The 25,261-nt window shown below is 71.3% G+C and carries 18 protein-coding genes and 2 rRNA genes; 3 read left to right on the plus strand and 17 right to left on the minus strand.

The features are described 5' to 3' along the window. Positions 1-3 precede the first annotated feature (3 nt). The 5 genes from JOD48_RS14215 to JOD48_RS14235 are packed head-to-tail and all read right to left on the minus strand — an operon-like array spanning position 4 to position 6,002. Complete coding sequence (locus JOD48_RS14215) at positions 4-957, minus strand: NAD-dependent epimerase/dehydratase family protein (protein WP_204809590.1); 954 nt, start codon at positions 955-957, stop codon at positions 4-6. After that, positions 954-2,783, minus strand: a complete 1,830-nt coding sequence (locus tag JOD48_RS14220; RefSeq protein WP_204809591.1) for a class I adenylate-forming enzyme family protein — start codon at positions 2,781-2,783, stop codon at positions 954-956. The genes JOD48_RS14215 and JOD48_RS14220 overlap by 4 nt, the downstream gene beginning before the upstream one ends. After that, positions 2,780-4,060 (minus strand): cytochrome P450, encoded by a 1,281-nt coding sequence (locus tag JOD48_RS14225; protein WP_204809592.1) that lies wholly within the window; start codon positions 4,058-4,060, stop codon positions 2,780-2,782. The genes JOD48_RS14220 and JOD48_RS14225 overlap by 4 nt, the downstream gene beginning before the upstream one ends. After that, a complete protein-coding gene (locus JOD48_RS14230; protein WP_191788724.1) occupies positions 4,057-4,878 on the minus strand; it encodes a glycosyltransferase family 2 protein in 822 nt (273 codons plus the stop codon). Before JOD48_RS14230 ends, JOD48_RS14225 begins: the two co-directional genes overlap by 4 nt. After that, positions 4,875-6,002, minus strand: a complete 1,128-nt coding sequence (locus JOD48_RS14235; protein ID WP_307824164.1) for a 3-oxoacyl-ACP synthase III family protein — start codon at positions 6,000-6,002, stop codon at positions 4,875-4,877. The genes JOD48_RS14230 and JOD48_RS14235 overlap by 4 nt, the downstream gene beginning before the upstream one ends. Before the next feature lie 161 nt (positions 6,003-6,163). Here JOD48_RS14235 and JOD48_RS14240 point away from each other — a divergent pair, with 161 nt between their 5' ends. Next, on the plus strand, positions 6,164-7,459 hold the full coding sequence (locus JOD48_RS14240; RefSeq protein WP_307824165.1) for a cytochrome P450: 1,296 nt from the start codon (positions 6,164-6,166) through the stop codon (positions 7,457-7,459). 88 nt (positions 7,460-7,547) lie between these two features. On the opposite strand, the gene JOD48_RS14245 is transcribed toward JOD48_RS14240, so the two are convergent. The 3 genes from JOD48_RS14245 to ilvD (JOD48_RS14255) all read right to left on the minus strand — a co-directional run bounded on the left by JOD48_RS14245 (position 7,548) and on the right by ilvD (JOD48_RS14255) (position 12,164). Continuing rightward, complete coding sequence (locus JOD48_RS14245; protein WP_191788723.1) at positions 7,548-8,210, minus strand: 4a-hydroxytetrahydrobiopterin dehydratase; 663 nt, start codon at positions 8,208-8,210, stop codon at positions 7,548-7,550. Positions 8,211-8,378: 168 nt separating this feature from the next. Then, positions 8,379-10,079, minus strand: a complete 1,701-nt coding sequence (gene ilvD, locus JOD48_RS14250; protein ID WP_204809593.1) for a dihydroxy-acid dehydratase — start codon at positions 10,077-10,079, stop codon at positions 8,379-8,381. A 222-nt stretch (positions 10,080-10,301) separates the two neighbouring features. Continuing rightward, positions 10,302-12,164, minus strand: coding sequence for a dihydroxy-acid dehydratase (gene ilvD / locus JOD48_RS14255; RefSeq protein WP_204809594.1), 1,863 nt, complete (start codon positions 12,162-12,164; stop codon positions 10,302-10,304). Between the two features lie 408 nt (positions 12,165-12,572). Here ilvD (JOD48_RS14255) and JOD48_RS14260 point away from each other — a divergent pair, with 408 nt between their 5' ends. Beyond that, positions 12,573-13,178, plus strand: a complete 606-nt coding sequence (locus JOD48_RS14260; RefSeq protein ID WP_225226503.1) for a DoxX family protein — start codon at positions 12,573-12,575, stop codon at positions 13,176-13,178. A gap of 91 nt (positions 13,179-13,269) precedes the next feature. On the opposite strand, the gene JOD48_RS14265 is transcribed toward JOD48_RS14260, so the two are convergent. Further along, a complete protein-coding gene (locus JOD48_RS14265; protein ID WP_191788720.1) occupies positions 13,270-14,832 on the minus strand; it encodes a peptide MFS transporter in 1,563 nt (520 codons plus the stop codon). A 97-nt stretch (positions 14,833-14,929) separates the two neighbouring features. On the opposite strand from JOD48_RS14265, the gene JOD48_RS14270 reads away from it, so the two are divergent. Then, the gene (locus JOD48_RS14270) at positions 14,930-16,387 is read left to right on the plus strand and encodes a cryptochrome/photolyase family protein (protein ID WP_204809595.1); all 1,458 of its coding nucleotides are present in this window, start codon (positions 14,930-14,932) and stop codon (positions 16,385-16,387) included. Positions 16,388-16,456: 69 nt separating this feature from the next. Here JOD48_RS14270 and JOD48_RS14275 read toward each other — a convergent pair whose 3' ends face one another. The 8 genes from JOD48_RS14275 to JOD48_RS14310 form a co-directional block, all read right to left on the minus strand. Next, positions 16,457-17,029, minus strand: a complete 573-nt coding sequence (locus JOD48_RS14275; RefSeq protein ID WP_307824168.1) for a GNAT family N-acetyltransferase — start codon at positions 17,027-17,029, stop codon at positions 16,457-16,459. A gap of 32 nt (positions 17,030-17,061) precedes the next feature. After that, on the minus strand, positions 17,062-18,570 hold the full coding sequence (gatB, locus tag JOD48_RS14280) for an Asp-tRNA(Asn)/Glu-tRNA(Gln) amidotransferase subunit GatB (protein ID WP_138823671.1): 1,509 nt from the start codon (positions 18,568-18,570) through the stop codon (positions 17,062-17,064). Next, positions 18,567-20,084 (minus strand): Asp-tRNA(Asn)/Glu-tRNA(Gln) amidotransferase subunit GatA, encoded by a 1,518-nt coding sequence (gatA, locus tag JOD48_RS14285; RefSeq protein WP_191788718.1) that lies wholly within the window; start codon positions 20,082-20,084, stop codon positions 18,567-18,569. Before gatA ends, gatB begins: the two co-directional genes overlap by 4 nt. Beyond that, on the minus strand, positions 20,084-20,380 hold the full coding sequence (gatC, locus tag JOD48_RS14290) for an Asp-tRNA(Asn)/Glu-tRNA(Gln) amidotransferase subunit GatC (RefSeq protein WP_030152198.1): 297 nt from the start codon (positions 20,378-20,380) through the stop codon (positions 20,084-20,086). The genes gatA and gatC overlap by 1 nt, the downstream gene beginning before the upstream one ends. 72 nt (positions 20,381-20,452) lie before the next feature. Then, entirely contained in the window at positions 20,453-21,121 is a 669-nt protein-coding gene (locus JOD48_RS14295; protein WP_204809596.1) for a DUF4166 domain-containing protein, read from the minus strand. Next, positions 21,118-21,741 carry an SRPBCC family protein gene (locus tag JOD48_RS14300; protein WP_204809597.1) on the minus strand — a complete coding sequence of 208 codons (624 nt, stop codon included), beginning with the start codon at positions 21,739-21,741 and terminating at the stop codon, positions 21,118-21,120. Before JOD48_RS14300 ends, JOD48_RS14295 begins: the two co-directional genes overlap by 4 nt. Before the next feature lie 135 nt (positions 21,742-21,876). Next, positions 21,877-21,993: ribosomal RNA gene (gene rrf, locus JOD48_RS14305) — 5S ribosomal RNA — on the minus strand. Positions 21,994-22,084: 91 nt separating this feature from the next. Beyond that, a 23S ribosomal RNA gene (locus JOD48_RS14310) occupies positions 22,085-25,192 on the minus strand. Positions 25,193-25,261 lie beyond the last annotated feature (69 nt).

Raw genomic sequence — 25,261 nt, forward strand, 5'->3', positions numbered from 1 at the left:
ACGTCACCAGTCCTCGGCCCCCGCGAGCGACGTCGCGCGGGGCTCGACCCCCAGGACCTCGCGCAGCACCGTCAGGTCGTAGGTGCGCTCGGCCGCGAGGTGGCTGATCGCGTACCGGGTCAGGCGCGGCGGCTCGGGCCGCCGCGCCCAGCGCGCGAACGCCTCGGCGCACGCGGCGAGCACCCACGCGGGGCGGGCCGGGATCCCGGCGAGCGTGACGCCGTCGTGCCCCCTGCGGCGCAGGAGCTCGACGACGACCTCGCCCAGGACCACGGGCTCGGCGTCCGCGACGTTGACCACGAGGGGCCGACCGTGCGGCAGGTCGACCGTCGCGGCCGCGAGCGCCGCCTCGACGAGCGTGTCCACGTGCGTGAGGGACTGCAACGCCGACCCGTCCCCGACGAGCACGAGCCGCCTGCCCCGGATCGCGCCCTCGATGCGCGGCAGGAGCGTCGTGTCCCCCGGGCCGTACACGGCGTGGGGGCGCAGCACGACGACGGGTCCGCGCCCGGGCGTGCGGGCGTCGGTGACGAGGACCCGCTCGGCGGCGGCCTTGGTCGCGCCGTAGGCGTTGAGGTACCGCTGGACGGGTGCCTCGGTCTCGAGTCCGCGGACCGTGGGCGAGTACGGGTCGTAGACGCTGCCCGAGGACACGTGCACGAACCGCGCCGCCGGGAACGTGTCCCGCACGGCGCGCGTGCCCTCGACGTTGGTCGCCCACGCGACGTCGTGGCGTGCCCAGTCGGAGACCGCGGCCCCCGCGTGCACGACGACGTCCAGGGCGGGCGGTTCGGCGAGCGGCCCGACGGCGAGGTCCCACGTCCGGTGCTCGGCGCCCGGGACGCGCGCGTCGCGGCGCGAGAAGGTCCACACCCGGTGCCCGTCGGCCACCGCGCGTCGGGCGACCGCTCCCCCGACGAACCCCGACGCCCCGGTGACCCCGATCCGTCGGCTCATGCGGTCCTCGCCCCGGTCGTCGCGAGGTGGCGAGCGGCGGCGCGGGAGAGCGCCGCACGGTCGGGCTTGCGGCTGCGCCCCGCGAGCGGCAGACGGTCGGCGTGCAGCACGAGGTCCGGGAGCGCGCCGTGGTCCAGCACGTCCGGCAGCGCGGACCGGACGCCTGCGAGCAGCGGGTGGTCGTCGGTCAGGACCGGGTCGCTCGTTCCCGGTCCCTCCTGCCCGACGGCGTCGCTCGCCCCCGGCGCGAGGGTCCCGGCGCGTGCGGCGGCGTGGTCCGAGGTGACGACGAGCACGACCTTCTCGTCGCCGTCCTCCTGCAGGACGCCCACGAGAGCCGCCTCGCCGACGCCGGGCAGCGCGGCGAGCCGCGGCTCGAACAGACCGGGGTAGATGTTGACCGTCCCGCGGATGATCATGTCTCGCGTGCGGCCCACGAGCACGATCCGACCCTGGTCGTCGAGATGCGCGAGGTCGCCCGTGCGGTGCTCGGTCACGGGTGTCCGTCCGCCGTCGAGGTGGGCGAGGTACCCCGTCATGAGGGACGGCCCGCGCAGGACGAGCTCGCCGACCGTGGGGCCGCCCGGCGTGGGAGCGTCGCCGGCGGGATCGAGAGAGTCGGCCGTCACGGCCGACGCGTCGACCCAGGCCTCGACGCCCGGCAGCGGACGCCCGACCAGGTCGCCGTCCCCGGCGTGCGCGAGCTTGTCGCTCGCCTCGACCACCGCGACGGGCAGGATCTCGGTCATGCCGTAGACCCCGATCCACCGCGTGCCGGGCAGCAGCCGGCAGGCACGGTCGAGGATCGACCGGGTCACGGGCGCGCCTCCGACGAGCCCGACCCGCGGGCCCTGCGCGGGAGCCCGGCCGGACTCGACGGCGTCGAGCAGGAGCGTGAGGTCCGCCGGCACGAGGTAGGTCCCGGCCTGCCCGGCCGCGTGCCGGGCGAACGCCACGACGTCCTGCGCGGGGGTTCCCGGCGGGATGGACCAGGTCCCGCCCGCGAGCAGGGCCGGGATGCCCAGGAGCATCTGGTCGGTGTGCACGACGTCGCCCGGCGCGAGCTCGAAGGCCCCGCCCAGCAGCGCACAGCCCGCGCCGAGCGAGCCCGCGGAGTGGACGACGGCCTTCGGGTCCGACGTCGTGCCCGACGTGAAGACCACGAGCGCCTCGGCGCCGAGCGGCAGACCCGTCACGGGCGACGGGCCGACCGTCTGCCCAGCGCCCCCGTCGGCCCCCGAGGCGAGCGCGCGAGCCGACAGCGACCGACGAGGCACCCCGGGCAGCCACGGGCCGGACCGGACGTGCCGCAGCGGCAGGCTCGCGTAGTCGGGCAGCAGGAGGCCGCGCGAGCGGGCCAGGCGCCGCAGCGGACCGCGCGAGATCGCGTAGAGCAACGACTCGGTCATGGCCCAGCGGGGCCGCGCGGCGGCGACGCGCGCGGCGAAGAGCTCAGGCGTCGAGCCCGGGTCGACGAACACGATCACGGCTCCGAGCCGCACGACCGCGAGCACCAGCACGATCCCCTCGGGGCGGGGACGCACCGAGAACAGCACGCGGTCCCCCGGTCGCACGCCCTCGTGGTGCAGTGCGTCGGCCGTGGCCTCGACGCGGCGGGACAGCTCGCGGTACGTGACCTCCTCGCGGACCCGGTCGGGCGTCTCGCGGTCCGCCCGCGGCACGGTCGCCCGGACCGCGCTCTCCGTGCCCCGGCGTGCACCGCGCGGCGGGCGCGCCCACCAGCGCAGCGCCACCTCGTCGCCGCGCGCTCCCCGTGCGTGGCGGCCGATGGTCGCGAGCAGGTGCTCCGTCGTCGGGCCGGTCATCGCGTGTCCCGCCCGGGACGCGTGGCCGTCCCGCGGCTGTGGTCGACCGCGACCCGCAGGCGCCGGTAGGACGGGATGAGGACGCCCCGCGCGACCTCCCGCCCCACGACCCGCAACGTGCGCCCCGCGGCCACGACCGGGTGCAGCGCGTCGAGGACGGCACCCACCTGCGCCATCGCGAGCGGCATGCCCAGGCAGAAGTGCGGACCCGCGCCGAACCACAGGTTGCGCAGCGCCGGGTCGGCGTCGCGGGCAGGGTCGAACGGTCCGCCCGCCCGGCAGCACGTGACGGTCGCGACGACCACCCGCTCCCCCGCCCGCACCGGGACAGCCCCCACGCGGTGCGCCGAGCGCACGGACCGGAGCATCGCGGGAGTCGGGACCGTGACGCGCAGCGCCTCCTCGACCACGCGCCCGCGCAGCGCGTCGTCGGGTCCGGCGAGCAGCAGACGATCAACCCATCCGGTGTCGACCGCGAGCGCGACCAGGCGCGGCGTGAACGACTGGATGGTCTCGGTGCCCGTCATGACGAACGCCCCGACAGCGCCCAGCGCCTCGCGCTCGCTCAGGCCGAGGCCGCGCATGCGCCCCGGGACCGTCGTCGGGTCGCCGTCGCGGTACGCCGCACGCGCCGGCTCGCTCAAGGCCCCGAGCACCTCGCGGGCGTGACGCACCTGGGAGGGCGTGAGGCTGCGCCGGTGCAGTCTCACGAGGCCCACGACGGACTGTGCCGCGACCATGGCGTCGCGCACCGCCGCGTCGGTGGGGGGCAGCCCCGTCATGCGGCAGATGACCGTGCCCGCGAGCGCCCCGACCTCGCTCACCAGGTCCACGGTCTCGCCCTCGAGCAGGCGGGGGGCCAGCGTCCCGAGCGAAGCCCCGGCCTCGGTCGCGGTGAGCTGCGCGACCGAGCGCGGGGTGAACAGCCCCGACAGCGCGCGCCGCAGCGTCGCGTGGTCCTCGCCCTCCATGTTGAGCAGGACCGACGGCCCCAGCACGGGCGTCCACAGGTCCGACGGCGCCCCCGGGCCGACCTTGGAGAAGTGCTCGGTGTCGAGCAGGACCTCGCGGGCCGTCGCGGCGTCGTTCACCACGACCCCGAGCCCTGGCACCCGCACGACCGGGCCGCGCCGCGCGAGCGCGCGGAACGCCGGGTAGACGAGCGGGTGGGCACCGCGCTGGACGCGCTCCTCCCAGCGGTGCGCGTCGCGCACGGCGTCGCCGCCCGGGGCCGGGTGCGGCCGGGCGCGCGGCGCTCGGGGCGGGGTGACCGTCATCGGATGTCCACGACCTCGGGCCTGTAGCGGTGGTCGGCGTACCAGCCCAGGGTCCGCACGAGCCCCCAGGCGTGCGCGCGCCGCGTCGAGGCCCGCACCACGACCTCGGGGTGCGCCCCGTATGCCGACGTCAGGCGACGTACGGCGTTGACCAGGGCGCGGTCCTCGTGCAGGTCCTCGATCGCGGTGCGGGGGAAGCCGCCCGCACGCTCGTACAGGTCCGCGGTGATCGCCATGTTGCACCCGGGGGCCATGACGTACGGGCCCAGGTAGGACGGGTCCTGGTTGCCGGGGCGGAACCTCCCGAACGTGCTCGCGATGCTCACGGCCCCCGACAGGATCGCCTGGCGCACACGGGACACCGGCAGGTCGTCGGTGCGCGCGACGATGCGCCCGGCCACGAGGTCGTGCCCGACGGCGAACGCCTCCTTCACGCGGACCGTCCAGTCCGGCGGGGGCACGCAGTCCGCGTCGGTGCGCGCGAGGTGGGTCGCGCCCGCGGCGATCGCCGCGCGCATCCCCGTGTCCGCCGCGGCGCCCGTGCCCTTCTGGTCCTCGGTCACGAGCCGCCAGCGCGGCTCGTCCCAGTCCGCGACGGTCGCCCGCACGAGGTCCGGGGTGCCGTCGGTCGAGCCGTTGTCCACCACGACCAGGTCGAAGTCGCGGTCCTCCTGGACCCGCAGCGCACGCAGCGTCGCGAGGATGCCGTGCTCGCGCGCCTCGTTCAGGGCCGGGACGACGACCGCGAGACGGACCGGGGGCGGCGGCGTCCGCTGCCCGGGGGCCGTACCCGGCCCTGCGGGGCCCGCCGGGGTCACAGCCGCACCGCCATGGCACCGATGCTGATGCCGCCTGCCAGGCCGACGAGCAGCACCACGTCCCCCGGCCCCACGCGACCGCTCTGCCACGCGGTCGCGAGCTGGAGCGGCAGCGTCGCCGACGCGACGTTCCCGTGCTCGGCGACCGTCACGATCGTGCGCCCCTCGGGCAGGCCCAGGGCCTCGTGGACGTCCGCCAGGTACGCGACCGCGACCTGGTGCACCGCGACCAGGGCCACGTCGTCCCACGTCAGTCCCGCGCGGTCGAGCGCCTCCAGGATCACGCCCGGCCCCAGCGCCAGGAACGCGTCGCGCAGCCGCGACCCGTCGATCTCGAAGTACGTGCGGTCGAGGTCCCGGGGGAAGGCCGTCCCCCCGCCCGGGAGCATGCCGACGTCCCAGTGCGTGGACTCGGCGCCGAACGCGCTCGCGAGGATTCCCGCCGGGGGCGCGTCGTCGCTCGCGCCGTCGCCGCTCGTGCCGACCACCGGCTGGGGGGCGCGTCGCACCAGGACCGCCGCTCCGGCGTCGGACATGGTGTAGCCCGGCGCGGACAGCAGGTACGTCGCCCGGTCCGGGACGTCCCACCGGACCGCGCGCGACGGCGCCTCGCCGCACGCGATGAGGACCGTCCCGTACCGGCCCGTGGCGACGAGCGCCTCGGCGACCTCGATCGCGTTGAGGACCGAGTTGCACGCGTTCTTGACGTCCATGACCGGGGCGCGCACGCCCAGCCTGGCCGCGACGATGTGGCTCGTCGCCGGCTCGACCATGTCCTGGCTGGCCGAGGCGAAGATCAGCAGGTCGACGTCCCGGGCGTCGAGCCCCTGGGCGGCGAGGAGCTTGGCCGCGGCGGCGGCCGCGAGGTCCGAGGCGTTCCAGTCGTCGGGCAGGACGTGGACCTGCTGGACCCCGGTCAGGCGCGAGACCATGGGCAGGCGCGGCACGGCACCGGGAGCGCTCGTGCGGGCCAGGTCCCGCTCGGCGTCGGCGACCCGCACGGTGCGCTCGGGCAGGTGGACGCCCACCCCCGCGATCACGGCGGCAGGAGCCTGGCCCCGGACCGGGGCGAGCGTCGCGCGGGTCCCCGAAGGGTGCGCTGGAGGGCGGGCGATGATCGGCACCCGCGACAGCGTAGCCACGAACTCGAGCCCCACCGAGGTTGTCCACGGGTGAGAGTCGGTGCCCGTCCGTCCTCACGCCGTCGTCCGCCCTCGTCCGTCCTCGTCCACAGGACGACCCCGGACGACCACGACCGGCCGCCGGATGCGCCAGACTGTCCGTCGTGCTCCCCACGACCCGCCACGAGGTGGACCTCCTGCGCCGCGCCCGCCCCGGCATGGCCGCCGTGCTGCTCGGCGGCCATCTCTCGCGTCGCCTGCCCGGACCACCCCTGCGCAAGGTACCCGGCCTGGGCTGGGTCACGGCCGACCCCGTGGTCGCCCGCACCGTCCTGGGCGACCACCGGTCGTTCACGATCGTGGGCGAGGGCGGGGTCGGGCACCTGTGGGCGCAGATCCTGGGCGACTGGGTGCTCGACCTGTTCGACGGCCCGGGGCACCACGACCTGCGCTCGCGGTCGCGCGAGCTGTTCACCGAGGGCAGCTCGGCCGAGCTCGTCGAGGGCGCGTGGTCCGGTCCTCTCGCCACGGCCCGTGAGGCGCTGCGGTCGGGCGGGACGGTCGACGTCGCCCGCCTGGCGCGAGTGCTCGTGGGCCGCATGATGATCTCGCTCCTGGGCGTGCCGGGGCCGGACGTCAGCGACGACGGCGACCCGTCACGAGGGTCTCGGCGGGCGCCAGGTACCTGGCCCGCCGACGACGACGCCCTGGCGGTCTTCGAGACCGGCGAGCGTCTCGCGACGATCGCCCTGGGGAGCGCAGGGTCGACGCACCTGTCCCCCGCCCAGGTCGCCGCGGCCCGCGAGATCGTCGCCGAGCTCACCCGAGGCGTCCCGGCGGGCTGGCGCGACGCGCCCGCCGACACTCTGCTCGGCCGCTGCCGGGAGCTGGGGCTCGGCCTCGAGGAGACGACGGGGCTCGCGTGCCTCCTCATGGTCGCGGGCACGGAGACCTCGGCCTCCGCCATGGCACGGACGACCGCCCTGCTCGTCGACACGGGCGAGCAGCACCGCCTGCTGGACCGGATGCGCGCGGACGCCGACCGGACGGCGGCGGGAGAGGTCCGCGCCCCGGGCGAGCCCGACGCCGTCGAGAACGCCGTACGCGAGGGGCTGCGTGTCACGAGCCCCGCCTCGGTCATCGGCCGGGGAGTCGCGGCCGACGTCGAGGTCGCAGGTCGCCACCTCGCCGAGGGCGAGCGCATCATGATGCTCGTGTGGAGCGCGAACATCGGTGCCGGACCGTTCCGTGCCGACCGTCCCTACGTCCGCGAGAGCCGTCAGCTCTGGTTCGGTGCGGGGCGTCACCTGTGCCTCGGGGCGGCGCTGGCCCGCGCGGAGATCAGCGCGCTCCTGCACACGCTCTGGGACGACGGCGCACCGCTGCGGGTCGTGTCGCGCAGCGCGCAGCGCGGGGTGCTGATCCCGGGCTACCGGACGCTGGTCGTGGCGCGCGCCTGAGGCCCCGCAGCGTGTCGGCACGAGCGCGGCCTCGGCGTCACCCTCGTCCGACAGGTTGCTCGGTCGTGAGACCTTGCCGGTCACGGGCTCAGTCGCGCGCCTGCCACGTGCAGATGCAGGCCTCGTTGCCCTCGACGTCCGCGAGCACCCAGAAGGCCGGTGCCCGGGAGTCGGAGACGAGGTGGCCGCCCGCCGCGATGGCCGCCGTGACACGGGCTTCGGCCTGGTCGTGCGGGACGGAGACGTCGAGGTGGATACGGTTGCGCTGGGGGCGCGGCGCATCCATCTGCTGGAACCAGACCGGCGGGCCGTACCCCGCAGGGTCCGTGAGGCCCAGGCCCTCGTCCTCGGGCGGCGCCTCGGCGTAGCCGAGCACCGCGCGCCAGAACGGCCGGACGGCGGGCCGGTCGAGGGCGTCGACCGCGATCTCGACCTCGAGCAGCCCGTCGGTCTCGGCCGGGTGCTCGAGCTCCTTGGCCACGAGGGAGATCCGGCGGGCCAGGGTCACGTCGCGCCGGCTCAGCCCGCCCACGTCGTGCGAGGAGACCCGCACCGTGACGGTCGCGTAGCGCAGGTCGACGTCGGGGTGGTGGTTCATGCCCTCGGCCAGCTCGCCGATCGCGTCGACGAGCTCGACCCCGGCCGTGAACGAACCCGTGCGGAAGCGGGTCTGCGCGGTGCCCAGGACGACGCGCCAGTCCTCCACCCCGTCGCTGTCGTGGAACTGTCGGGCGGTGATCGCGTCGCTCATGGCTGCTGCTCCGGTGCGGTTCGGCGCGGACGGTGGGCGTTCCTCGTCCACTATCCCGCAGCCCGGACCACGCCGCCAGCACTCGCGACCGCGGGGGCCGAGCACGGGGTCGCGGTCGTTCCGACCGGCAGAGCGGCCCCCACCCCGTGCTCGACCGCGCGCAGCGCCCTACTCGAGGATCGCCCCGCGCGAGGCCGACTGGACGAGCTTGGCGTACTTGGCGAGCACTCCCCGCGTGAACGTCGGGGCGAGGGGCTCCCACCCGTCCTTGCGGGCCTCGAGCTCGGCCGGGTCGACCAGCAGGTCGAGCGTCTTGCGGGCGACGTCGAGGCGGATACGGTCGCCGTCGCGCACGAACGCGATGGGCCCGGCGTCGACGGCCTCGGGGGCCACGTGCCCCACGCACAGCCCGGTCGTCCCGCCCGAGAAGCGGCCGTCGGTCAGGAGCAGCACGGTCTTGCCGAGCCCCGCGCCCTTGATGGCTCCCGTGATCGCGAGCATCTCGCGCATGCCCGGCCCTCCCTTGGGCCCCTCGTACCGGATGACGACGACGTCGCCGTCCGTGATGGTCCCGTCCTCGAGGGCGTCGAGCGCCGCACGCTCGCGCTCGAACACGCGGGCCGTGCCCTCGAACACGTCGGAGTCGAAGCCGGCCGACTTGACCACGGCTCCCTCGGGCGCGAGCGAGCCACCGAGGATCGTGATGCCTCCCGTGCGGTGGATGGGGTTGTCGAGGGCCCGCAGGATCTTGCCGTCGGGGTCGGGGGGCGCCAGGTCCGCGAGGTTCTCACTCACCGTCCGTCCCGTGACCGTGAGCGCGTCGCCGTGGATCAGCCCCGCGTCGAGCAGCGCCTTCATCACCACGGGCACGCCGCCGATGCGGTCGACGTCGTTCATGACGTACCGGCCGAAGGGCTTGAGGTCACCCAGGTGCGGGACCTTCGCGGCGACCCGGTCGAAGTCGGCGAGGGTCAGCTCGACCTCGGCCTCGTGCGCGATCGCGAGCAGGTGGAGCACCGCGTTGGTCGAGCCACCGAACGCCATGACGACCGCGATCGCGTTCTCGAACGCCTTCTTGGTCATGATGTCGCGCGCCGTGATGCCGCGGCGCAGCAGCTCGACGACGGCCTCGCCCGAGCGGTGCGCGAAGTTGTCGCGGCGGCGGTCCGCCGAGGGCGGGGCGGCTGAGCCGGGGAGCGACATGCCCATGGCCTCGGCGACCGACGCCATGGTGTTCGCGGTGTACATGCCCCCGCACGCGCCCTCGCCCGGGCAGATCGCGCGCTCGATGCGGTCGAGGTCCTCCCGGCTCATGAGCCCGCGCGAGCACGCACCGACGGCCTCGAACGCGTCGATGAGCGTGACGTCCTTCTCGGTGCCGTCGGAGAGCTTGACCCAGCCCGGCATGATCGAGCCCGCGTAGAGGAACACGCTCGCGAGGTCGAGGCGGGCGGCTGCCATGAGCATGCCCGGGAGCGACTTGTCGCACCCGGCGAGCAGCACCGACCCGTCGAGACGCTCGGCCTGCATGACGGTCTCGACCGAGTCCGCGATGACGTCGCGCGACACGAGCGAGAAGTGCATGCCCTCGTGACCCATCGAGATGCCGTCGGACACCGAGATGGTGCCGAACTGCAGCGGGTACCCGCCGCCCGCGTGCACACCTTCCTTGGCTCCCTGCGCGAGCCGGTCGAGCGACAGGTTGCACGGCGTGATCTCGTTCCACGAGCTCGCGATGCCGATCTGGGGCTTGACCCAGTCCTCGTCTCCCATGCCGACGGCGCGGAGCATGCCGCGCGAGGCCGTGGCCTCGATGCCGTCGGTCACGGTGCGGGAACGGGGCTTGATGTCGATGTCGTCGCTGGCCATACCCGAGTATCTCCTCACGGGGGGGCGGCGGGCCACAAGGCACGGCAGTCATGGCGCCGTCGGGGGCCACGTGGGTCGTCACGGAGCAGTCCGAGGAACAGTGCTGACGCGCGTCCGGCCCTGACCGCGCGCCTCGGGTCCGCCCCGGCCCGCACCGCCCCGCGCACGACGACGGGCCCGCACCCAGCAGGGGTGCGGGCCCGTCGTCCTACCGGGGTCGGGTCAGCGCCGCTTGAGGAGCGACACGTCGCGCACGGCCCCGCGGTCCGCCGAGGTCGCCATCGCGGCGTAGGCCTGGAGCGCCGGGGACACGTAGCGGTCGCGGTCGACCGGCTGCCACGGGTTCTCGCGCGCCTCCATCTTGGCGCGGCGCTCGGCGAGGACTTCGTCGGCGACGTTGAGGCGGATGAGGCGCGTGTCGACGTCGATCTCGATCTCGTCGCCGTCCTCGACCAGGCCGATCACGCCGCCGGCCGCGGCCTCGGGAGACACGTGCCCCACCGAGATGCCGCTCGAACCACCGGAGAACCGCCCGTCGGTGATGAGCGCGGTCACCTTGCCGAGGCCGCGGCCCTTGATGAACGAGGTCGGGTAGAGCATCTCCTGCATCCCGGGTCCGCCTGCGGGACCCTCGTACCGCACGACGACGACGTGGCCGGGCTGGACCTGCTTGGTGAGGATCTTCTCGACGGCCTCGTCCTGCGACTCGCAGACCAGCGCCGTGCCGACGAAGTGGAACACGTCGGGGTCGACGCCCGCGGTCTTGAAGACCGCGCCGTCCTCGGCGAGGTTGCCGCGCAGCACGGCCAGGCCACCCTCGACCGTGTAGGCGTTGGCGAGGTCGCGGATGCACCCGTTCTCGGCGTCGGTGTCGAGGGTCTCCCACCGGTTCGACGTGGAGAACGCCTGCGTCGTGCGCACCCCGCCGGGGGCCGCGTGGAACAGCTCGACGGCCCGTTCGGTGGCCTGGCCACCACGGATGTCCCAGTCGTCGAGCCACGCGCGCAGGGTCGGGGTGTGCACCGAGGTCACGTCGTGGTCCAGGAGCCCGGCACGGTCGAGCTCGCCCAGCAGGGCCGGGATGCCGCCCGCGCGGTGGACGTCCTCCATGTGGAAGCTCGGGTGGTTGGGCGCGACCTTGGACAGGCACGGGACCTGGCGGCTGATGCGCTCGATGTCGGTCAGGTCGAAGTCGACCTCGCCCTCCTGGGCGGCGGCGAGGATGTGCAGGACCGTGTTGGTCGAGCCGCCCATGGCGACGTCGAGCGTCATGGCGTTGGCGAAAGCGGCCTTGGTCGCGATGCTGCGCGGCGCGGCCGAGTCGTCCTCGTCGTCGTAGTAGCGGCGCGCGAGGTCGACGATGGTGCGGCCGGCCTCGAGGAACAGCTCACGGCGTGCGGAGTGCGTCGCGAGCGTCGAGCCGTTGCCGGGCAGCGAGAGCCCCAGGGCCTCGGTCAGGCAGTTCATCGAGTTGGCGGTGAACATGCCCGAGCACGAGCCGCACGTCGGGCAGGCGTTCTCCTCGACCTGGGCGAGGGCCGCGTCGCTCACGTTGTCGTCGGCGGCGTAGTTGATCGCGTTGACGAGGTTGAGGGGGGTCTTGACGATGCCGTCGGCCACGACGGCCTTGCCTGCCTCCATGGGGCCGCCCGAGACGAAGATGACCGGGATGTTGAGGCGCAGCGCGGCGTTGAGCATGCCGGGCGTGATCTTGTCGCAGTTGGAGATGCACACGAGCGCGTCGGCGCAGTGCGCGTTGACCATGTACTCGACCGAGTCGGCGATGAGGTCGCGGCTGGGCAGCGAGTAGAGCATGCCCGCGTGGCCCATCGCGATGCCGTCGTCGACCGCGATGGTGTTGAACTCCTTGGAGACGCCGCCGGCCTCGCGGATCGCCGACGCGACGAGGTCGCCCATGTCCTTGAGGTGGACGTGGCCGGGTACGAACTGCGTGTACGAGTTCGCGATCGCGATGATCGGCTTGCCGAAGTCCTCCGAGCCCATGCCGGTGGCGCGCCAGAGCGCGCGGGCACCGGACATGTTGCGGCCGTGGGTGGACGTCCGAGAGCGCAGGGGGCGACTCATGGCGGTTCAGCTCCTTCACGTGGTGCTGCGGCCTGGGAGGTGACCGCCCGGACACACTACGCCCGCGTCGGGGAGACGTCGTCGGTCGTCCGGCTCGTGGTCCACGGAGGGGCAGCGCTCCCACCGGGACCGGGATGTGCGATCCCCCTACGTAGCACCACCCATACGGGAAAACCCGTCAATCTGCCCAAAAGGTTGCAGCCGACTTCACCCGGGTGGGAGGTTGGCAGGGCTGCCCCGGTAGTGCACCGCACGCCGTCCACCCGCCGTCGCGTGCCGTCGCTCCGACGGTCGTGCCGGACCGCGGCCCTCGCAGCCAGACCTCCTCACCATCCTCCGGCGACCCCGGTGCCTCCGGCGCCCCGCGCCCCACCGGAACAGCCCCATCGACCAGGGAGACCCGACCACATGAGCCAGGCCACCGCCGCGACGAACCGGAGCGCCCGCTCCACCGCGACCGACCCCGACCCGTCCGACACCGACGCCCTGACGACCACCTCGGCAGCACGCGCCGGGGACGAGCGCGTCGTGACGAGCCCCGCCGCGCGCGGTGCCCTCGCGGTCCTGCGCGTCGCGATCTCGTTCGTCTTCCTGTGGCCCGTGCTCGACAAGACGCTGGGCCTGGGCTACGCGACGCCGTCCGAGCGGGCCTGGCTCAACGGCGGCTCGCCGACCACGGGCTACCTGTCCTCGCTCGAGGGCCCGCTGTCCGGGCCCTTCGTCGAGATGGCGGGCCCGGCCACCGACTGGCTCTTCATGCTGGGTATGGGTCTGACCGGTCTCGCCCTGCTGCTGGGTGTGGGGACGCGGATCGCCGCGGTCTCGGGCACGCTCCTCATGGCGCTGCTGTGGGTCACGACGTGGCCCGTGGCCGCGGGCTCGAACAACCCGGTCGTCGACGACCACGTCGTGACGGCTCTCGTCGTGATCGTCGTGGCTGCGACCCGCGCGGGCGAGACGTTCGGCCTGGGCCGGGTCGCGGCGCGAGTGGGCGTGCCGGCCTGGATGCGCTGAGCCCCTGCCCGACGGCGGAGCGCGCCCGGGTGCGTCGGTGCACCCGGGCGCGCTGCGTCGTCGGGACGCGTGCGTCGCCGCAGGGCGAGCGTCACGCGACCGCCGCAGCCTCCTCCTGCTCGTCCGCGTGGCGGATGTGGCGCGTGACCCACGGGGCGATCGCGAACAGGATCAGCGCGAACACCATGGTGATGCCGCCCACGGCACCGAAGTACGCGGTGTCCGAGGCGCCCTCGGTCACCTGCACGATCTGGGCCGTGATGGCCTGCCCCGCAGCCGGCGCGAGGAACCACAGCGCCATGGCCTGGCTCCGGAAGGCCCGGGGGGCGAGCAGGGTCGTCGCGGCGAGCCCCACGGGCGACAGGCACAGCTCGCCGAGCGTCTGGATGACGTACACGGACACGAGCACCCACGCGGGCGCCTTCTCGTCGGCGAAGATCGCCGACGCTCCCGCGAGCCACACGAACGACAGCGCCGCCAGGGTCAGGCCCATCGCGAACTTCACGGCCGTCGGCGGACGGTCCTTGGTCTTGACCCAGATCCACGCGAACACCGGCGCCAGGACCACGATCGAGAACGGGTTCACGGACTGGAAGAAGGCCGGCTCGATCGGGACGCCGAAGAACGAGAGCTCGGTGCGGTTCTTCGCGAAGCTCGAGAGCGTCGTGGCCGCCTGCTCGAAGATCATGAAGAACAGCATCGCGGCGACGAACAGCGGGATGTAGGCGGTGAGGCGCGAGCGTTCGGGGGCCGTGACCTTGGGCGAGCGGAACATCACGATGAAGTAGGCGATGGGGGCCGCGAACGCGACGTAGGACAGCGTGTCGATGAACGTCGAGATCCCGAACGCCCCCGAGACCGCCCACGCGACGAGCGTCGCGACGACGAGCCCCGCGAGGATGACGAGCCCGATCCGCACGAGCTTGGGGTACTCCTCGGGGTGGATCGGGTTCGGCACCGAGTCGCCCGCGCCGCCCAGGTACTTGCGCCCCGCGACGAAGAACACGAGGGCGATGGCCATGCCGACCGCAGCGACCGCGAAGCCCGCGTGGTACCCCCACTGCCGGTTCACGAACCCGACGATGATCGGGGAGACGAGCGAGCCCAGGTTGATGCCCATGTAGAAGATCGAGAAGGCCGAGTCGCGGCGCGGGTCGTTGCGCGCGTACAGCTCGCCCACCATGGACGACACGTTGGGCTTGAGCAGACCGGTGCCGAGCGCGACGAGCGCGATGCCCAGCATCGAGAAGCCGGCCCCCGGGATCGTCAGCGAGACGTGCCCCGCCGCGATGACGATGCCGCCGTACAGGACCGAGCGCCGCGAGCCGATGACCCGGTCCGCGAGCCAGCCGCCGACGACCGACAGCAGGTACACGCCCGTGCCGTAGATCGAGACCAGGGCGAGTCCCGTGACCTCGTCGAGCGCGAGGCCACCGTTCGCGATGGAGTCCGTCAGGTAGAAGAGGAGGATGGCCCGCATCCCGTAGTAGCTGAACCGTTCCCACAGCTCGGTGGTGAACAGGGTCATCAGCCCGATCGGGTGCCCGAAGAAGGCGTGGTCGCGCGGGATCCGCCCCGCTGCGGCGGCCGTCTCGGCCTCGAGCCGGGGATCCGGGAGGTCGGGCTGGACGGGCCTCTCGTCGTTACCGCTCATGGATCGATGCTGCCACCGGCCGTGCCCACCGGCGACTGCTGGGTGCCCGACGAGATGCATCTGCGCGGGGCCGTGGGACACCGGCTAGCGTGGGCGGATGCCCTCCCCCGCACCGACCGTCCTGTGGTTCCGTCGCGACCTGCGCCTGGCCGACAACCCGGCCCTCGGCGAGGCCGTGGGCGAGGCGCGCGCGGAGGGGAGCGACGTCGTCGGGCTGTACGTGCTGGACCCCGTCCTCTGGGCGAGCGCCGGACCCGTGCGGCAGGCGTACCTGGCCCGCAGCCTGCGTGCGCTGCACACCGCGACGGGCGGTCGGCTCGTGGTGCGCCACGGCGACCCGCGCGCGGTCGTGCCTGCGGTCTGCGCCGAGGTCGGCGCCCGGAGCGTCCACGCCGCGGCGAGCTACGAGCCCTACGGTCGCCGCCGCGACGACGAGGTCGAGGAGGCGCTCGCAGCCACCGGCGTGCGGCTGCGTCGCACGGGGTCGCCCTACGCGGTCGCACCGGGCCGCGTCCGCACGCAGGGCGGGACGCCGTTCCAGGTCTTCACGCCGTTCCGCACGGCGTGGCTCGAGCACGGGTGGCGCGCGCCCGCTCCCCTGCCCGACGACGTCGCGTGGGCCGCGCTCGCGTCCGACGGTCTCCCGGACGCCCCCGAGCCGGGGGCGCGGCTGCCCGAGGCGGGCGAGGCCGCGGCCCTCGACCGCTGGCACGCGTTCCTGGCCGACGGCCTCGCGGACTACCCGACGGACCGCGACCGCCCGGACCTCGCCGGGACCTCGTACCTGTCCCCCGCGCTCAAGTGGGGCGAGGTCCACCCGCGCACCCTGCTCGCCGACCTCGCCTCGGCCGTGCGCTCGGGTGCGGTGCCCGGCGAGGCCGCCGCGACCTACCGTTCCGAGCTCGCGTGGCGCGAGTTCCACGCCGACGTCCTGTTCCACCACCCGGGCGCCGCGAAGCGGTCGCTGCGCACGGTGGTCCCCGAGGACGCGTGGGTGACCGGCGCCGCCGAGGACGCGCTGCTCGACGTCTGGCGCGAGGGGCGCACGGGCTACCCCGTGGTCGACGCCGGGATGCGCCAGCTGCTCGGCACCGGGTGGATGCACAACCGCGTGCGCATGATCGTCGCGTCGTTCCTCGTCAAGGACCTGCACGTGCGCTGGCAGCGCGGCGCCGAGCACTTCATGGCGCACCTCGTCGACGGCGACGTGTCGCAGAACCAGCTCAACTGGCAGTGGGTCGCCGGGACCGGGCGCGACGCCGCGCCCTACTTCCGGATCTTCAACCCCGTCACGCAGGGCCAGAAGTTCGACCCCGACGGCGCGTACGTGCGCGAGTGGGTCCCCGAGCTGCGCGGCATCGCCGGCAAGGCCGTGCACGAGCCCTGGAAGCTGGCCGGTGCCGCGCCCGGGTATCCCGAGCGCGGCATCGCCGGCAAGGCCGTGCACGAGCCCTGGAAGCTGGCCGGTGCCGCGCCCGGGTATCCCGAGCGGGTCGTCGACCACGCGGTCGAGCGCAAGGTGTCGCTCGAGGACTTCGAGCGCGGCCGGGGATGAGGCCTGGACATGGCAGGACGGGCGCGACCCGAAGGTCACGCCCGTCCTGACAGACGGTGAGGAGGTTCCTCAGAGCCCCGCGCGGAACTCGTCCTCGAGGATGCTCATGACGACCGCGTCCGCCCAGCCGTCGCCGTCCCGGAACGCGTCCCGGAGCCGGCCCTCCTCGCGGAAGCCCAACGACTCGTAGAGCATGCGCGCCCGCGGGTTGATGCTGAGCACGTCGAGGCTCACCCGGTGCAGGTGCGGCCCCTCGGGGTGGTCGAACGCGAAGCGCAGCACCTCGAAGATCGCCTCGCGCCCGTACCCGCGCCCGCGGTAGTTGGTGAGCAGGACCAGGCGGAGGTTGGCCGAGAGCGCGTGCTCGTCGATGTCGTTGAGGACGATCTCGCCGATCATCTCGTCGCTCACGAGCTGGCCGTCGCGCTGGGCCGCCGAGGTGATGGCCCAGTCGTAGCGGCCCTCACGGTCGCTGACCGTGGCCGCCCACTGGTCGATCTGCTCGCGCGTGAACTCCGCCGTGGTCCCCGTGAGCCGGTTCGACTCCGGGTCCTGCACGGACTCCCACATGCGCTCGGCGTCGCGAGCCTCGATGGGTCGCAGGCGCATCATCTCGCCGTAGAGCTCCGGTCCGCGCGTCACGCGACCACCTCCGTCGTCCTCGGGTGCACGGATCAGCCGATCCGCTCGATGACCAGCTCGCGGACACGCCCGGCGTCGGCCTGGCCCTTGGTGGCCTTCATGACCGCACCGATGATCGCACCGATCGGCCCCATGTTGCCCGAGCGCACCTTCTCGACGATGTCGGGCTGCGCCGCGAGGGCTGCGTCGATCGCGGTGAGGAGCGCGCCGTCGTCCGACACGACCTCGAGGCCGCGTGCGACCACGACCGCCTCCGGGTCTCCCTCGCCCGCGAGGACGCCTTCGAGGACCTGGCGGGCCAGCTTGTCGTTGATGCGCCCCGAGTCCACGAGGGCCTGGAGCTGCGCGATCTGCGCGGGCGTGACCGCGATCTCCGCGAGCTCGGTCTCGCTCGTCTTGGCGTACCGGGCGAGCTCGCCCATCCACCACTTGCGCGCGGCCGCGGGGCTCGCACCGGCCGCGACGGTCGCCTCGATGAGGTCGAGCGCGCCCGCGTTCACGACGTCGCGCATCTCGGCGTCGGCGTAGCCCCACTCGCCCTGGAGACGGTTGCGGCGGGCCACGGGCAGCTCGGGCAGCGTGGCGCGGATCTGCTCGACCCAGTCACGGCTCGGGGCGACCGGGACCAGGTCCGGCTCCGGGAAGTAGCGGTAGTCCTCGGCGTCGGACTTCACGCGACCCGCGGTCGTGATCGACGTGTCCTCGTGCCAGTGGCGCGTCTCCTGGATGACCGTGCCGCCCTCGTCGAGGACCGCGGCCTGGCGGGAGACCTCGTAGCGGACGGCGCGCTCGATCGAGCGGAACGAGTTCACGTTCTTGGTCTCGGTACGCGTACCGAGGGGCGACTCGGGGGTCGCGCGCAGCGACAGGTTCACGTCCGCGCGGACGTTGCCGCGCTCCATGCGCGCCTCCGAGACGTCGAGCGCACGGAAGATGTCGCGCAGCGTCTGGACGTACGCGCGAGCGACCTCCGGGGCGCGCTCGCCCGCACCCGTGATGGGGCGCGTGACGATCTCCACGAGCGGGATGCCCGCACGGTTGTAGTCGACGAGCGAGTACTCGGCGCCATGGATACGACCGGTCGAGCCACCCACGTGGGTGTTCTTGCCGGCGTCCTCCTCCATGTGCGCGCGCTCGATGTCGACACGGAAGATCGTGCCGTCCTCGAGCTCGACGTCCAGGTAGCCGTCGAACGCGATGGGCTCGTCGTACTGCGACGTCTGGAAGTTCTTCGGCACGTCCGGGTAGAAGTAGTTCTTCCGGGCGAAGCGGCACGACTCGGCGATCTGGCAGTTGAGCGCGAGCCCGATCTTGATCGCGTACTCGACGGCCTTGCCGTTGACCACGGGCAGCGCACCGGGCAGGCCGAGGCTCACCGGGGTCACCTGCGTGTTGGGCTCGCCGCCGAACTCGACCTCGGCCGCGCAGAACATCTTGGTCTTGGTGCCGAGCTCGACGTGCACCTCGATCCCGATGACCGGGTCGTAGCGGCGGACGGCCTCGTCGTAGTCGACCAGGTCCACGGTTGCGTGTGCGCTCATCGCGCGACCTCCAGCTCCGGGGCCTTGGCCAGCAGCGGCCCGCCCCACGTGTTCTCCAGGGCGGCCTCGAGGGCGGCACCCACGCGGTACAGACGGTCGTCGGCCTTGGCCGGCGCGAGGATCTGGAAGCCGACGGGCAGGCCGTCGTCCGAGAGTCCGTTCGGCAGCGACATGCCGGGGACGCCCGCGAGGTTCGCGGGGATCGTCGCGACGTCGTTGAGGTACATCGCGAGCGGGTCGTCGAGCTTCTCGCCGAACTTGAAGGCCGTGGTCGGGGCCGTCGGGGAGACCAGGACGTCCGCCTGCGCGAACGCCGCGTCGAAGTCCCGCTGGATGAGCGTGCGGACCTTCTGCGCGCTGCCGTAGTAGGCGTCGTAGTAGCCCGCCGAGAGGGCGTACGTGCCCAGGATGATGCGGCGCTTGACCTCGTCCCCGAAGCCCTGGCCGCGGGTCGCGGACATGACACGCTCTGCGGTGACGGGGCCGTCCTCGGGCTCGACGCGCAGGCCGAAGCGCATGCCGTCGAACTTGGCGAGGTTGCTCGACGCCTCGCTCGGCATGATCAGGTAGTAGGCGCCGAGCGCGTACTTGAAGTGCGGGCACGAGACCTCGATGATCTCGGCGCCGAGCGAGCGCAGCAGGTCGAGCGACTCCGCGAAGCGCGCGCTCACGCCCTCCTGGTAGCCCTCGCCCGAGAGCTCGGAGACGACGCCGACGCGCAGGCCGCGCAGGTCGCCGATCGCACCCTGGCGGGCCGCGTCGACGAGCAGCGGGAGGTCCTCGTTGATCGAGGTCGAGTCGCGGGGGTCGTGGCCGCCGATGAGCTCGTGCAGGAGCGCCGAGTCGAGGACGGTGCGCGTGACGGGACCCGCCTGGTCGAGCGAGGACGCCATGGCGATGAGGCCGTAGCGGGAGACGCCGCCGTAGGTGGGCTTGACGCCGACCGTGCCGGTCACGGCGCCGGGCTGACGGATCGAGCCGCCCGTGTCGGTGCCGATCGCGAGGGGGGCCTCGTACGCGGCGACGGCCGCTGCCGAACCACCGCCCGAGCCGCCGGGGATGCGGTCGAGGTCCCAGGGGTTGTGCGTGTTCCCGTAGGCCGAGTGCTCGGTCGAGGAGCCCATGGCGAACTCGTCCATGTTCGTCTTGCCGAGGATCGGCAGGCCCGCGGCACGGATGCGCTCGACGAGCGTCGCGTCGTACGGAGGGATCCAGCCGTCGAGGATCTTGGAACCGGCCGTCGTCGGGAGGCCCTTGGTGACGACGACGTCCTTGACGGCGATCGGCACGCCCGCGAGCGGGTGCAGGTCCTCGCCCGCGGCGCGGCGCGCGTCGACGTCACGAGCGGTCGCGAGGGCGTCCTCGGTGCTCACGTGCAGGAACGCGTGGACCGCGGGGTCGACGTCGCCGATGCGGTCGAGGTGCGCCTGCGTCGCCTCGACGCTGCTCACCTCGCCCGAGACCAGGTGCGCGGCGAGGTCCGCGGCGCTCAGCCGCGTCAGGTCGTTGCTCATCATTCCTCCCCGAGGATCTGCGGGACGCTGAAGCGTCCGTCTTCGCTGGCCGGTGCTGCGGCGAGGACGTCCTCGACGGGCAGGGGCGGCACGGGGACGTCGTCACGGAAGACGTTGGTCAGCGGCAGCGGGTGGCTCGTGGCGGGGACGTCGGGAGTGGCGACCTCGCTCACCTGGGCGATCGCATCGACGATGACGTCGAGCTCGCCGGCGAGGCGGTCGAGCTCCTCGGGCCGGAGGTCGATGCGGGCCAGCACGGCGACGCGCGCGACCTCATCACGGGAGATGGTGGACATGGGGGCCAGTCTAGTGCCCGACGACGGCGCTCACCGGGGCGTCCCGGCCCGCCGCGCGGCGGGTCCCGCGGGTCAGGTCCGCGACTCGTGCCGGCGGGGCTTGAGGCGGTCGGGCGCGTCGTGCGCCGAGGTCCACTCGCACGTGAACGACCCGCGATACCCGAAGAGGAACCCGAACCGGTCGTTCGTCACCTCGAGGTCGACCCGGAACACCTCGTCGGTCTCGTCGTACCACTCGTGGAGGTGGGCGCGGCCGCTCAGCAGCAGAGGGAACCGGAACCCCAGGGGGCCTTCGTAGAATCGCTGCGCGCCGGACGTGAGGAGCAGGCCACCCCGGTCGTCGGCGCGCAGGTCGAGGTCGACCGCGAGATGCTGGTGCGTCCCCAGGTAGTCGACCACCGTGTCCCCCGCGAGGACCATGGTGGCGTCGAACCGGCGCCGACGACCGCGGATCACGTACTCCCGGACGAACGTCACGGTCTCCCGGCCGAGCGGGTCGCGGTACGGGTAGTTCTCGATCGTGAACGGCACGTCCAGACCCGTGTCGGGGACCAGGATGTTGCGGAGCCGACCGAGCTGGAGGAACGGCACGGTCCACCAGGGACCACGCCGGACCTCCGACATCACCCCGCGGCCGGTGCACGCCTCGCCGCTGTCGAGCCCGACCGCGAACCTGCGCTGCAGCATGGGGTGCAGACGGGCGAAGTCTGGGCCCATGGCCTTCTGGAACATGGACGTCATGGGGTCCCTCTCGGCGCGGGGAGCGAGGCCAGGGCGGACGGCGCGTCGCGCAGGTGGTCGTCCCGTCGCCTGCCGTGGGCGGGCGCACGGCGGCAGCGGGCGGCACGAGGCCGCTCGGGACGCCAGAACCACAGGACGCTGACGAGCGGCCACCTCTCGGGCGACTCACCGCGCTCGGCCCAGACACGCAGGCGGTCGAAGCTCCACGCGGTGGCCCACCCGAGGACGGGTCGGGCGACGTGGTCCAGGAGCCTGCCCCAGCCTGGGGCGTAGTCGTAGCCCGTGATGAAACGGACGCCGTCGCCGTCCGGCACGTAGCGCCAGTAGCCACGCCCCGACCGGATGGGGGACCACAGGTCCGTCGTCGCGAAACGCAGCGCGGAGGTGCGCGAACCGTCCCGGCCGCTCGTCTCGCCGATGCTCACGCCGTCCCCGGCCACGGTACGGAAGGGGACCCGCCGGGTATAGGTGAAACGCATGGCCCCGGCGTCGGTCGGGGAGGTCGGCACGATCTCCGAGAACCGGACGTCCCAGCGGACGTGCTGCACGGGGTCCTGCGTGAGCTCCCAGACCGTGGCCAGAGGAGCAGCGATGCGCACCTCGACGTAGATCCCGGTCATGCGTGCAGGCTAACGGTCGAGCCGTCGTCGACGCCGCACGCCAGGGCGTGTCCGAGGGTGAGGCCGGTCGACGGGTGGTGTGTCCGGGTATGCCAAAGGCCCACCCCGTGAGGGGTGGGCCTTTGGTGAATGGTTGTCCGGCGGCGACCTACTCTCCCACCCCGTCTCCAGGGCAGTACCATCGGCGCTGAGAGGCTTAGCTTCCGGGTTCGGAATGGGACCGGGCGTTTCCCTCTCGCTATGACCGCCGTAACTCTATGGAGATGTTCGGGGCCCCCGGTTACGTGGGGGTGTGCCCGTATCTCGGGAACCGCACAGTGGACGCGTAGCAATAAGTTTGTGTGTTATCAAGTTGTCGGCTTATTAGTACCGGTCAGCTTCAGCAGTCTTTAGTCCTGCCTTACACATCCGGCCTATCTACCCAGTGGTCTAGCTGGGAGCCTCTCCCCCTTGCGGGGATGGAAACCTCATCTTGAAGCAGGCTTCCCGCTTAGATGCTTTCAGCGGTTATCCCTTCCGAACGTAGCTAACCAGCCGTGCTCCTGGCGGAACAACTGGCACACCAGAGGTTCGTCCGTCCCGGTCCTCTCGTACTAGGGACAGCCCTTCTCAAGTTTCCTGCGCGCGCAGCGGATAGGGACCGAACTGTCTCACGACGTTCTAAACCCAGCTCGCGTACCGCTTTAATGGGCGAACAGCCCAACCCTTGGGACCTACTCCAGCCCCAGGATGCGACGAGCCGACATCGAGGTGCCAAACCATGCCGTCGATATGGACTCTTGGGCAAGATCAGCCTGTTATCCCCGGGGTACCTTTTATCCGTTGAGCGACGGCGCTTCCACAAGCCACCGCCGGATCACTAGTTCCGACTTTCGTCCCTGCTCGACCTGTCAGTCTCACAGTCAAGCTCCCTTGTGCACTTGCACTCGACACCTGATTGCCAACCAGGCTGAGGGAACCTTTGAGCGCCTCCGTTACATTTTAGGAGGCAACCGCCCCAGTTAAACTACCCACCAGGCACTGTCCCTGATCCGGATTACGGACCGAGGTTAGATATCCAGAGCGACCAGAGTGGTATTTCAACGTTGACTCCACACACACTGGCGTGCATGCTTCACAGTCTCCCACCTATCCTACACAAGCCGCACCGAACACCAATACCAAGCTATAGTAAAGGTCCCGGGGTCTTTCCGTCCTGCTGCGCGTAACGAGCATCTTTACTCGTAGTGCAATTTCGCCGAGTTCGCGGTTGAGACAGCGGAGAAGTCGTTACGCCATTCGTGCAGGTCGGAACTTACCCGACAAGGAATTTCGCTACCTTAGGATGGTTATAGTTACCACCGCCGTTTACTGGGGCTTAAATTCTGAGCTTCGCTCCGAAGAGCTGACCCGTCCTCTTAACCTTCCAGCACCGGGCAGGCGTCAGTCCGTATACATCGTCTTGCGACTTCGCACGGACCTGTGTTTTTAGTAAACAGTCGCTTCTCCCTGGTCTCTGCGGCCGTCAACGCTCGGGAAGCTAGTTCCGTCACGCATCGGGCCCCCCTTCTCCCGAAGTTACGGGGGCATTTTGCCGAGTTCCTTAACCACGATTCTCTCGATCGCCTTAGTATTCTCTACCTGACCACCTGAGTCGGTTTAGGGTACGGGCGGCTAGAACCTCGCGCCGAGGCTTTTCTTGGCAGCATAGGATCACCCAATTCGCGCATACGCGCTATCTATCAGTTCTCAGGCTATGTGAACAGCGGATTTGCCTACTGTTCGCCCTACAACCTTGGACACGGTCAACCATCGCCGTGCTGGGCTACCTTCCTGCGTCACCCCTGTTAATACGCTTACCTAGTACCGGTTCGGGTCGCGCGCCGCTCCAGCGGTGTCTCCCGAAGGAGACGATGCTGGTTAAGGGCGCTTAGCATCACCGGGTTCGGTATGGGCGGTTCTTCGCCGGTAGGAGAATATCAACTCCTTGTCCATCGACTACGCCTGTCGGCCTCGCCTTAGGTCCCGACTTACCCAGGGCGGATTAGCCTGGCCCTGGAACCCTTGGTCATTCGGCGGACGGGTTTCTCACCCGTCTTTCGCTACTCATGCCTGCATTCTCACTCGTGTAGGCTCCACCGCTGGGTTACCCCGCGACTTCACTGCCCACACGACGCTCCCCTACCCATCCACACGCCTGGACCACGAAGGCCTAGCGTTTGTGTGAATGCCACAGCTTCGGCGGTGTACTTGAGCCCCGCTACATTGTCGGCGCGGAATCACTTGACCAGTGAGCTATTACGCACTCTTTCAAGGGTGGCTGCTTCTAAGCCAACCTCCTGGTTGTCTGTGCAACTCCACATCCTTTCCCACTTAGCACACGCTTAGGGGCCTTAGCTGGTGGTCTGGGCTGTTTCCCTCTCGACTACGGAGCTTATCCCCCGCAGTCTCACTCCCGCGCTCTCACTTACCGGCATTCGGAGTTTGGCTGACGTCAGTAACCTTGTAGGGCCCATCGGCCATCCAGTAGCTCTACCTCCGGCAAGAAACACGCGAGGCTGCACCTAAATGCATTTCGGGGAGAACCAGCTATCACGAAGTTTGATTGGCCTTTCACCCCTAACCACAGGTCATCCCCCAGGTTTTCAACCCTGGTGGGTTCGGTCCTCCACGTAGTCTTACCCACGCTTCAACCTGCCCATGGCTAGATCACTTCGCTTCGGGTCTAGACCCAGCGACTCATTCGCCCTATTCAGACTCGCTTTCGCTACGGCTTCCCCACACGGGTTAACCTTGCCACTGAGCACTAACTCGCAGGCTCATTCTTCAAAAGGCACGCTGTCACCCCTGCTAGGGAGGCTCCAACGGATTGTAGGCACACGGTTTCAGGTACTATTTCACTCCCCTCCCGGGGTACTTTTCACCTTTCCCTCACGGTACTGGTCCGCTATCGGTCACTAGGTAGTATTTAGGCTTAGCAAGTGGTCTTGCCGGATTCACACGGGATTTCTCGGGCCCCGTGCTACTTGGGATCCCCTTCGGGAGGCCGCGTCATTTCGTCTACGGGGGTCGCACCCTCTGTGCCGGGCCTTTCAATGCCCTTCGACTATAACGCGGCTTTCTGACTCCCTGACCGGGTACCAGCCCGGTCTGAAAGGTCCCACAACCCCGCCCATGCAACGCCTGGTAGCTATCACACATGAACGGTTTGGCCTGTTCCGCTTTCGCTCGCCACTACTCACGGAATATCTCTTCCTGTCGGTACTGAGATGTTTCACTTCCCGACGTTCCCTCCACACACCCTATATATTCAGGTGCGGGTCACTGGACATGACTCCAGCGGGGTTTCCCCATTCGGAGATCCTCGGATCACGGTTCGTTTGCCAACTCCCCGAGGCTTATCGCAGGCTACAACGTCCTTCATCGGCTCCTAGTGCCAAGGCATCCACCCTGTGCCCTTAAAAACTTGACAACAAAAAATTGCAGAGAACAAAGATAAATCTTTGATCTTACAAAGATGCTCGCGTCCACTGTGCAGTTC

The organism is Oerskovia paurometabola, from assembly GCF_016907365.1.
In the GTDB taxonomy this organism is placed as follows: Bacteria; Actinomycetota; Actinomycetes; order Actinomycetales; family Cellulomonadaceae; genus Oerskovia; species Oerskovia paurometabola.

Excerpts from the sequence above, each read along its gene's own strand:
- JOD48_RS14225 (WP_204809592.1), bottom strand. The coding sequence starts at position 4,060 with ATGACGGTCACCCCGCCCCGAGCGCCGCGCGCCCGGCCGCACCCGGCC.
- ilvD (WP_204809593.1), bottom strand. The coding sequence starts at position 10,079 with ATGGCCAGCGACGACATCGACATCAAGCCCCGTTCCCGCACCGTGACC.
- gatC (WP_030152198.1), bottom strand. The coding sequence starts at position 20,380 with ATGTCCACCATCTCCCGTGATGAGGTCGCGCGCGTCGCCGTGCTGGCC.
- JOD48_RS14220 (WP_204809591.1), bottom strand. The coding sequence starts at position 2,783 with ATGACCGGCCCGACGACGGAGCACCTGCTCGCGACCATCGGCCGCCAC.
- gatB (WP_138823671.1), bottom strand. The coding sequence starts at position 18,570 with ATGAGCGCACACGCAACCGTGGACCTGGTCGACTACGACGAGGCCGTC.
- JOD48_RS14245 (WP_191788723.1), bottom strand. The coding sequence starts at position 8,210 with ATGAGCGACGCGATCACCGCCCGACAGTTCCACGACAGCGACGGGGTG.
- ilvD (WP_204809594.1), bottom strand. The coding sequence starts at position 12,164 with ATGAGTCGCCCCCTGCGCTCTCGGACGTCCACCCACGGCCGCAACATG.
- gatA (WP_191788718.1), bottom strand. The coding sequence starts at position 20,084 with ATGAGCAACGACCTGACGCGGCTGAGCGCCGCGGACCTCGCCGCGCAC.
- JOD48_RS14265 (WP_191788720.1), bottom strand. The coding sequence starts at position 14,832 with ATGAGCGGTAACGACGAGAGGCCCGTCCAGCCCGACCTCCCGGATCCC.
- JOD48_RS14295 (WP_204809596.1), bottom strand. The coding sequence starts at position 21,121 with ATGACGTCCATGTTCCAGAAGGCCATGGGCCCAGACTTCGCCCGTCTG.
- JOD48_RS14260 (WP_225226503.1), top strand. The coding sequence starts at position 12,573 with ATGAGCCAGGCCACCGCCGCGACGAACCGGAGCGCCCGCTCCACCGCG.
- JOD48_RS14270 (WP_204809595.1), top strand. The coding sequence starts at position 14,930 with ATGCCCTCCCCCGCACCGACCGTCCTGTGGTTCCGTCGCGACCTGCGC.
- JOD48_RS14300 (WP_204809597.1), bottom strand. The coding sequence starts at position 21,741 with ATGACCGGGATCTACGTCGAGGTGCGCATCGCTGCTCCTCTGGCCACG.
- JOD48_RS14215 (WP_204809590.1), bottom strand. The coding sequence starts at position 957 with ATGAGCCGACGGATCGGGGTCACCGGGGCGTCGGGGTTCGTCGGGGGA.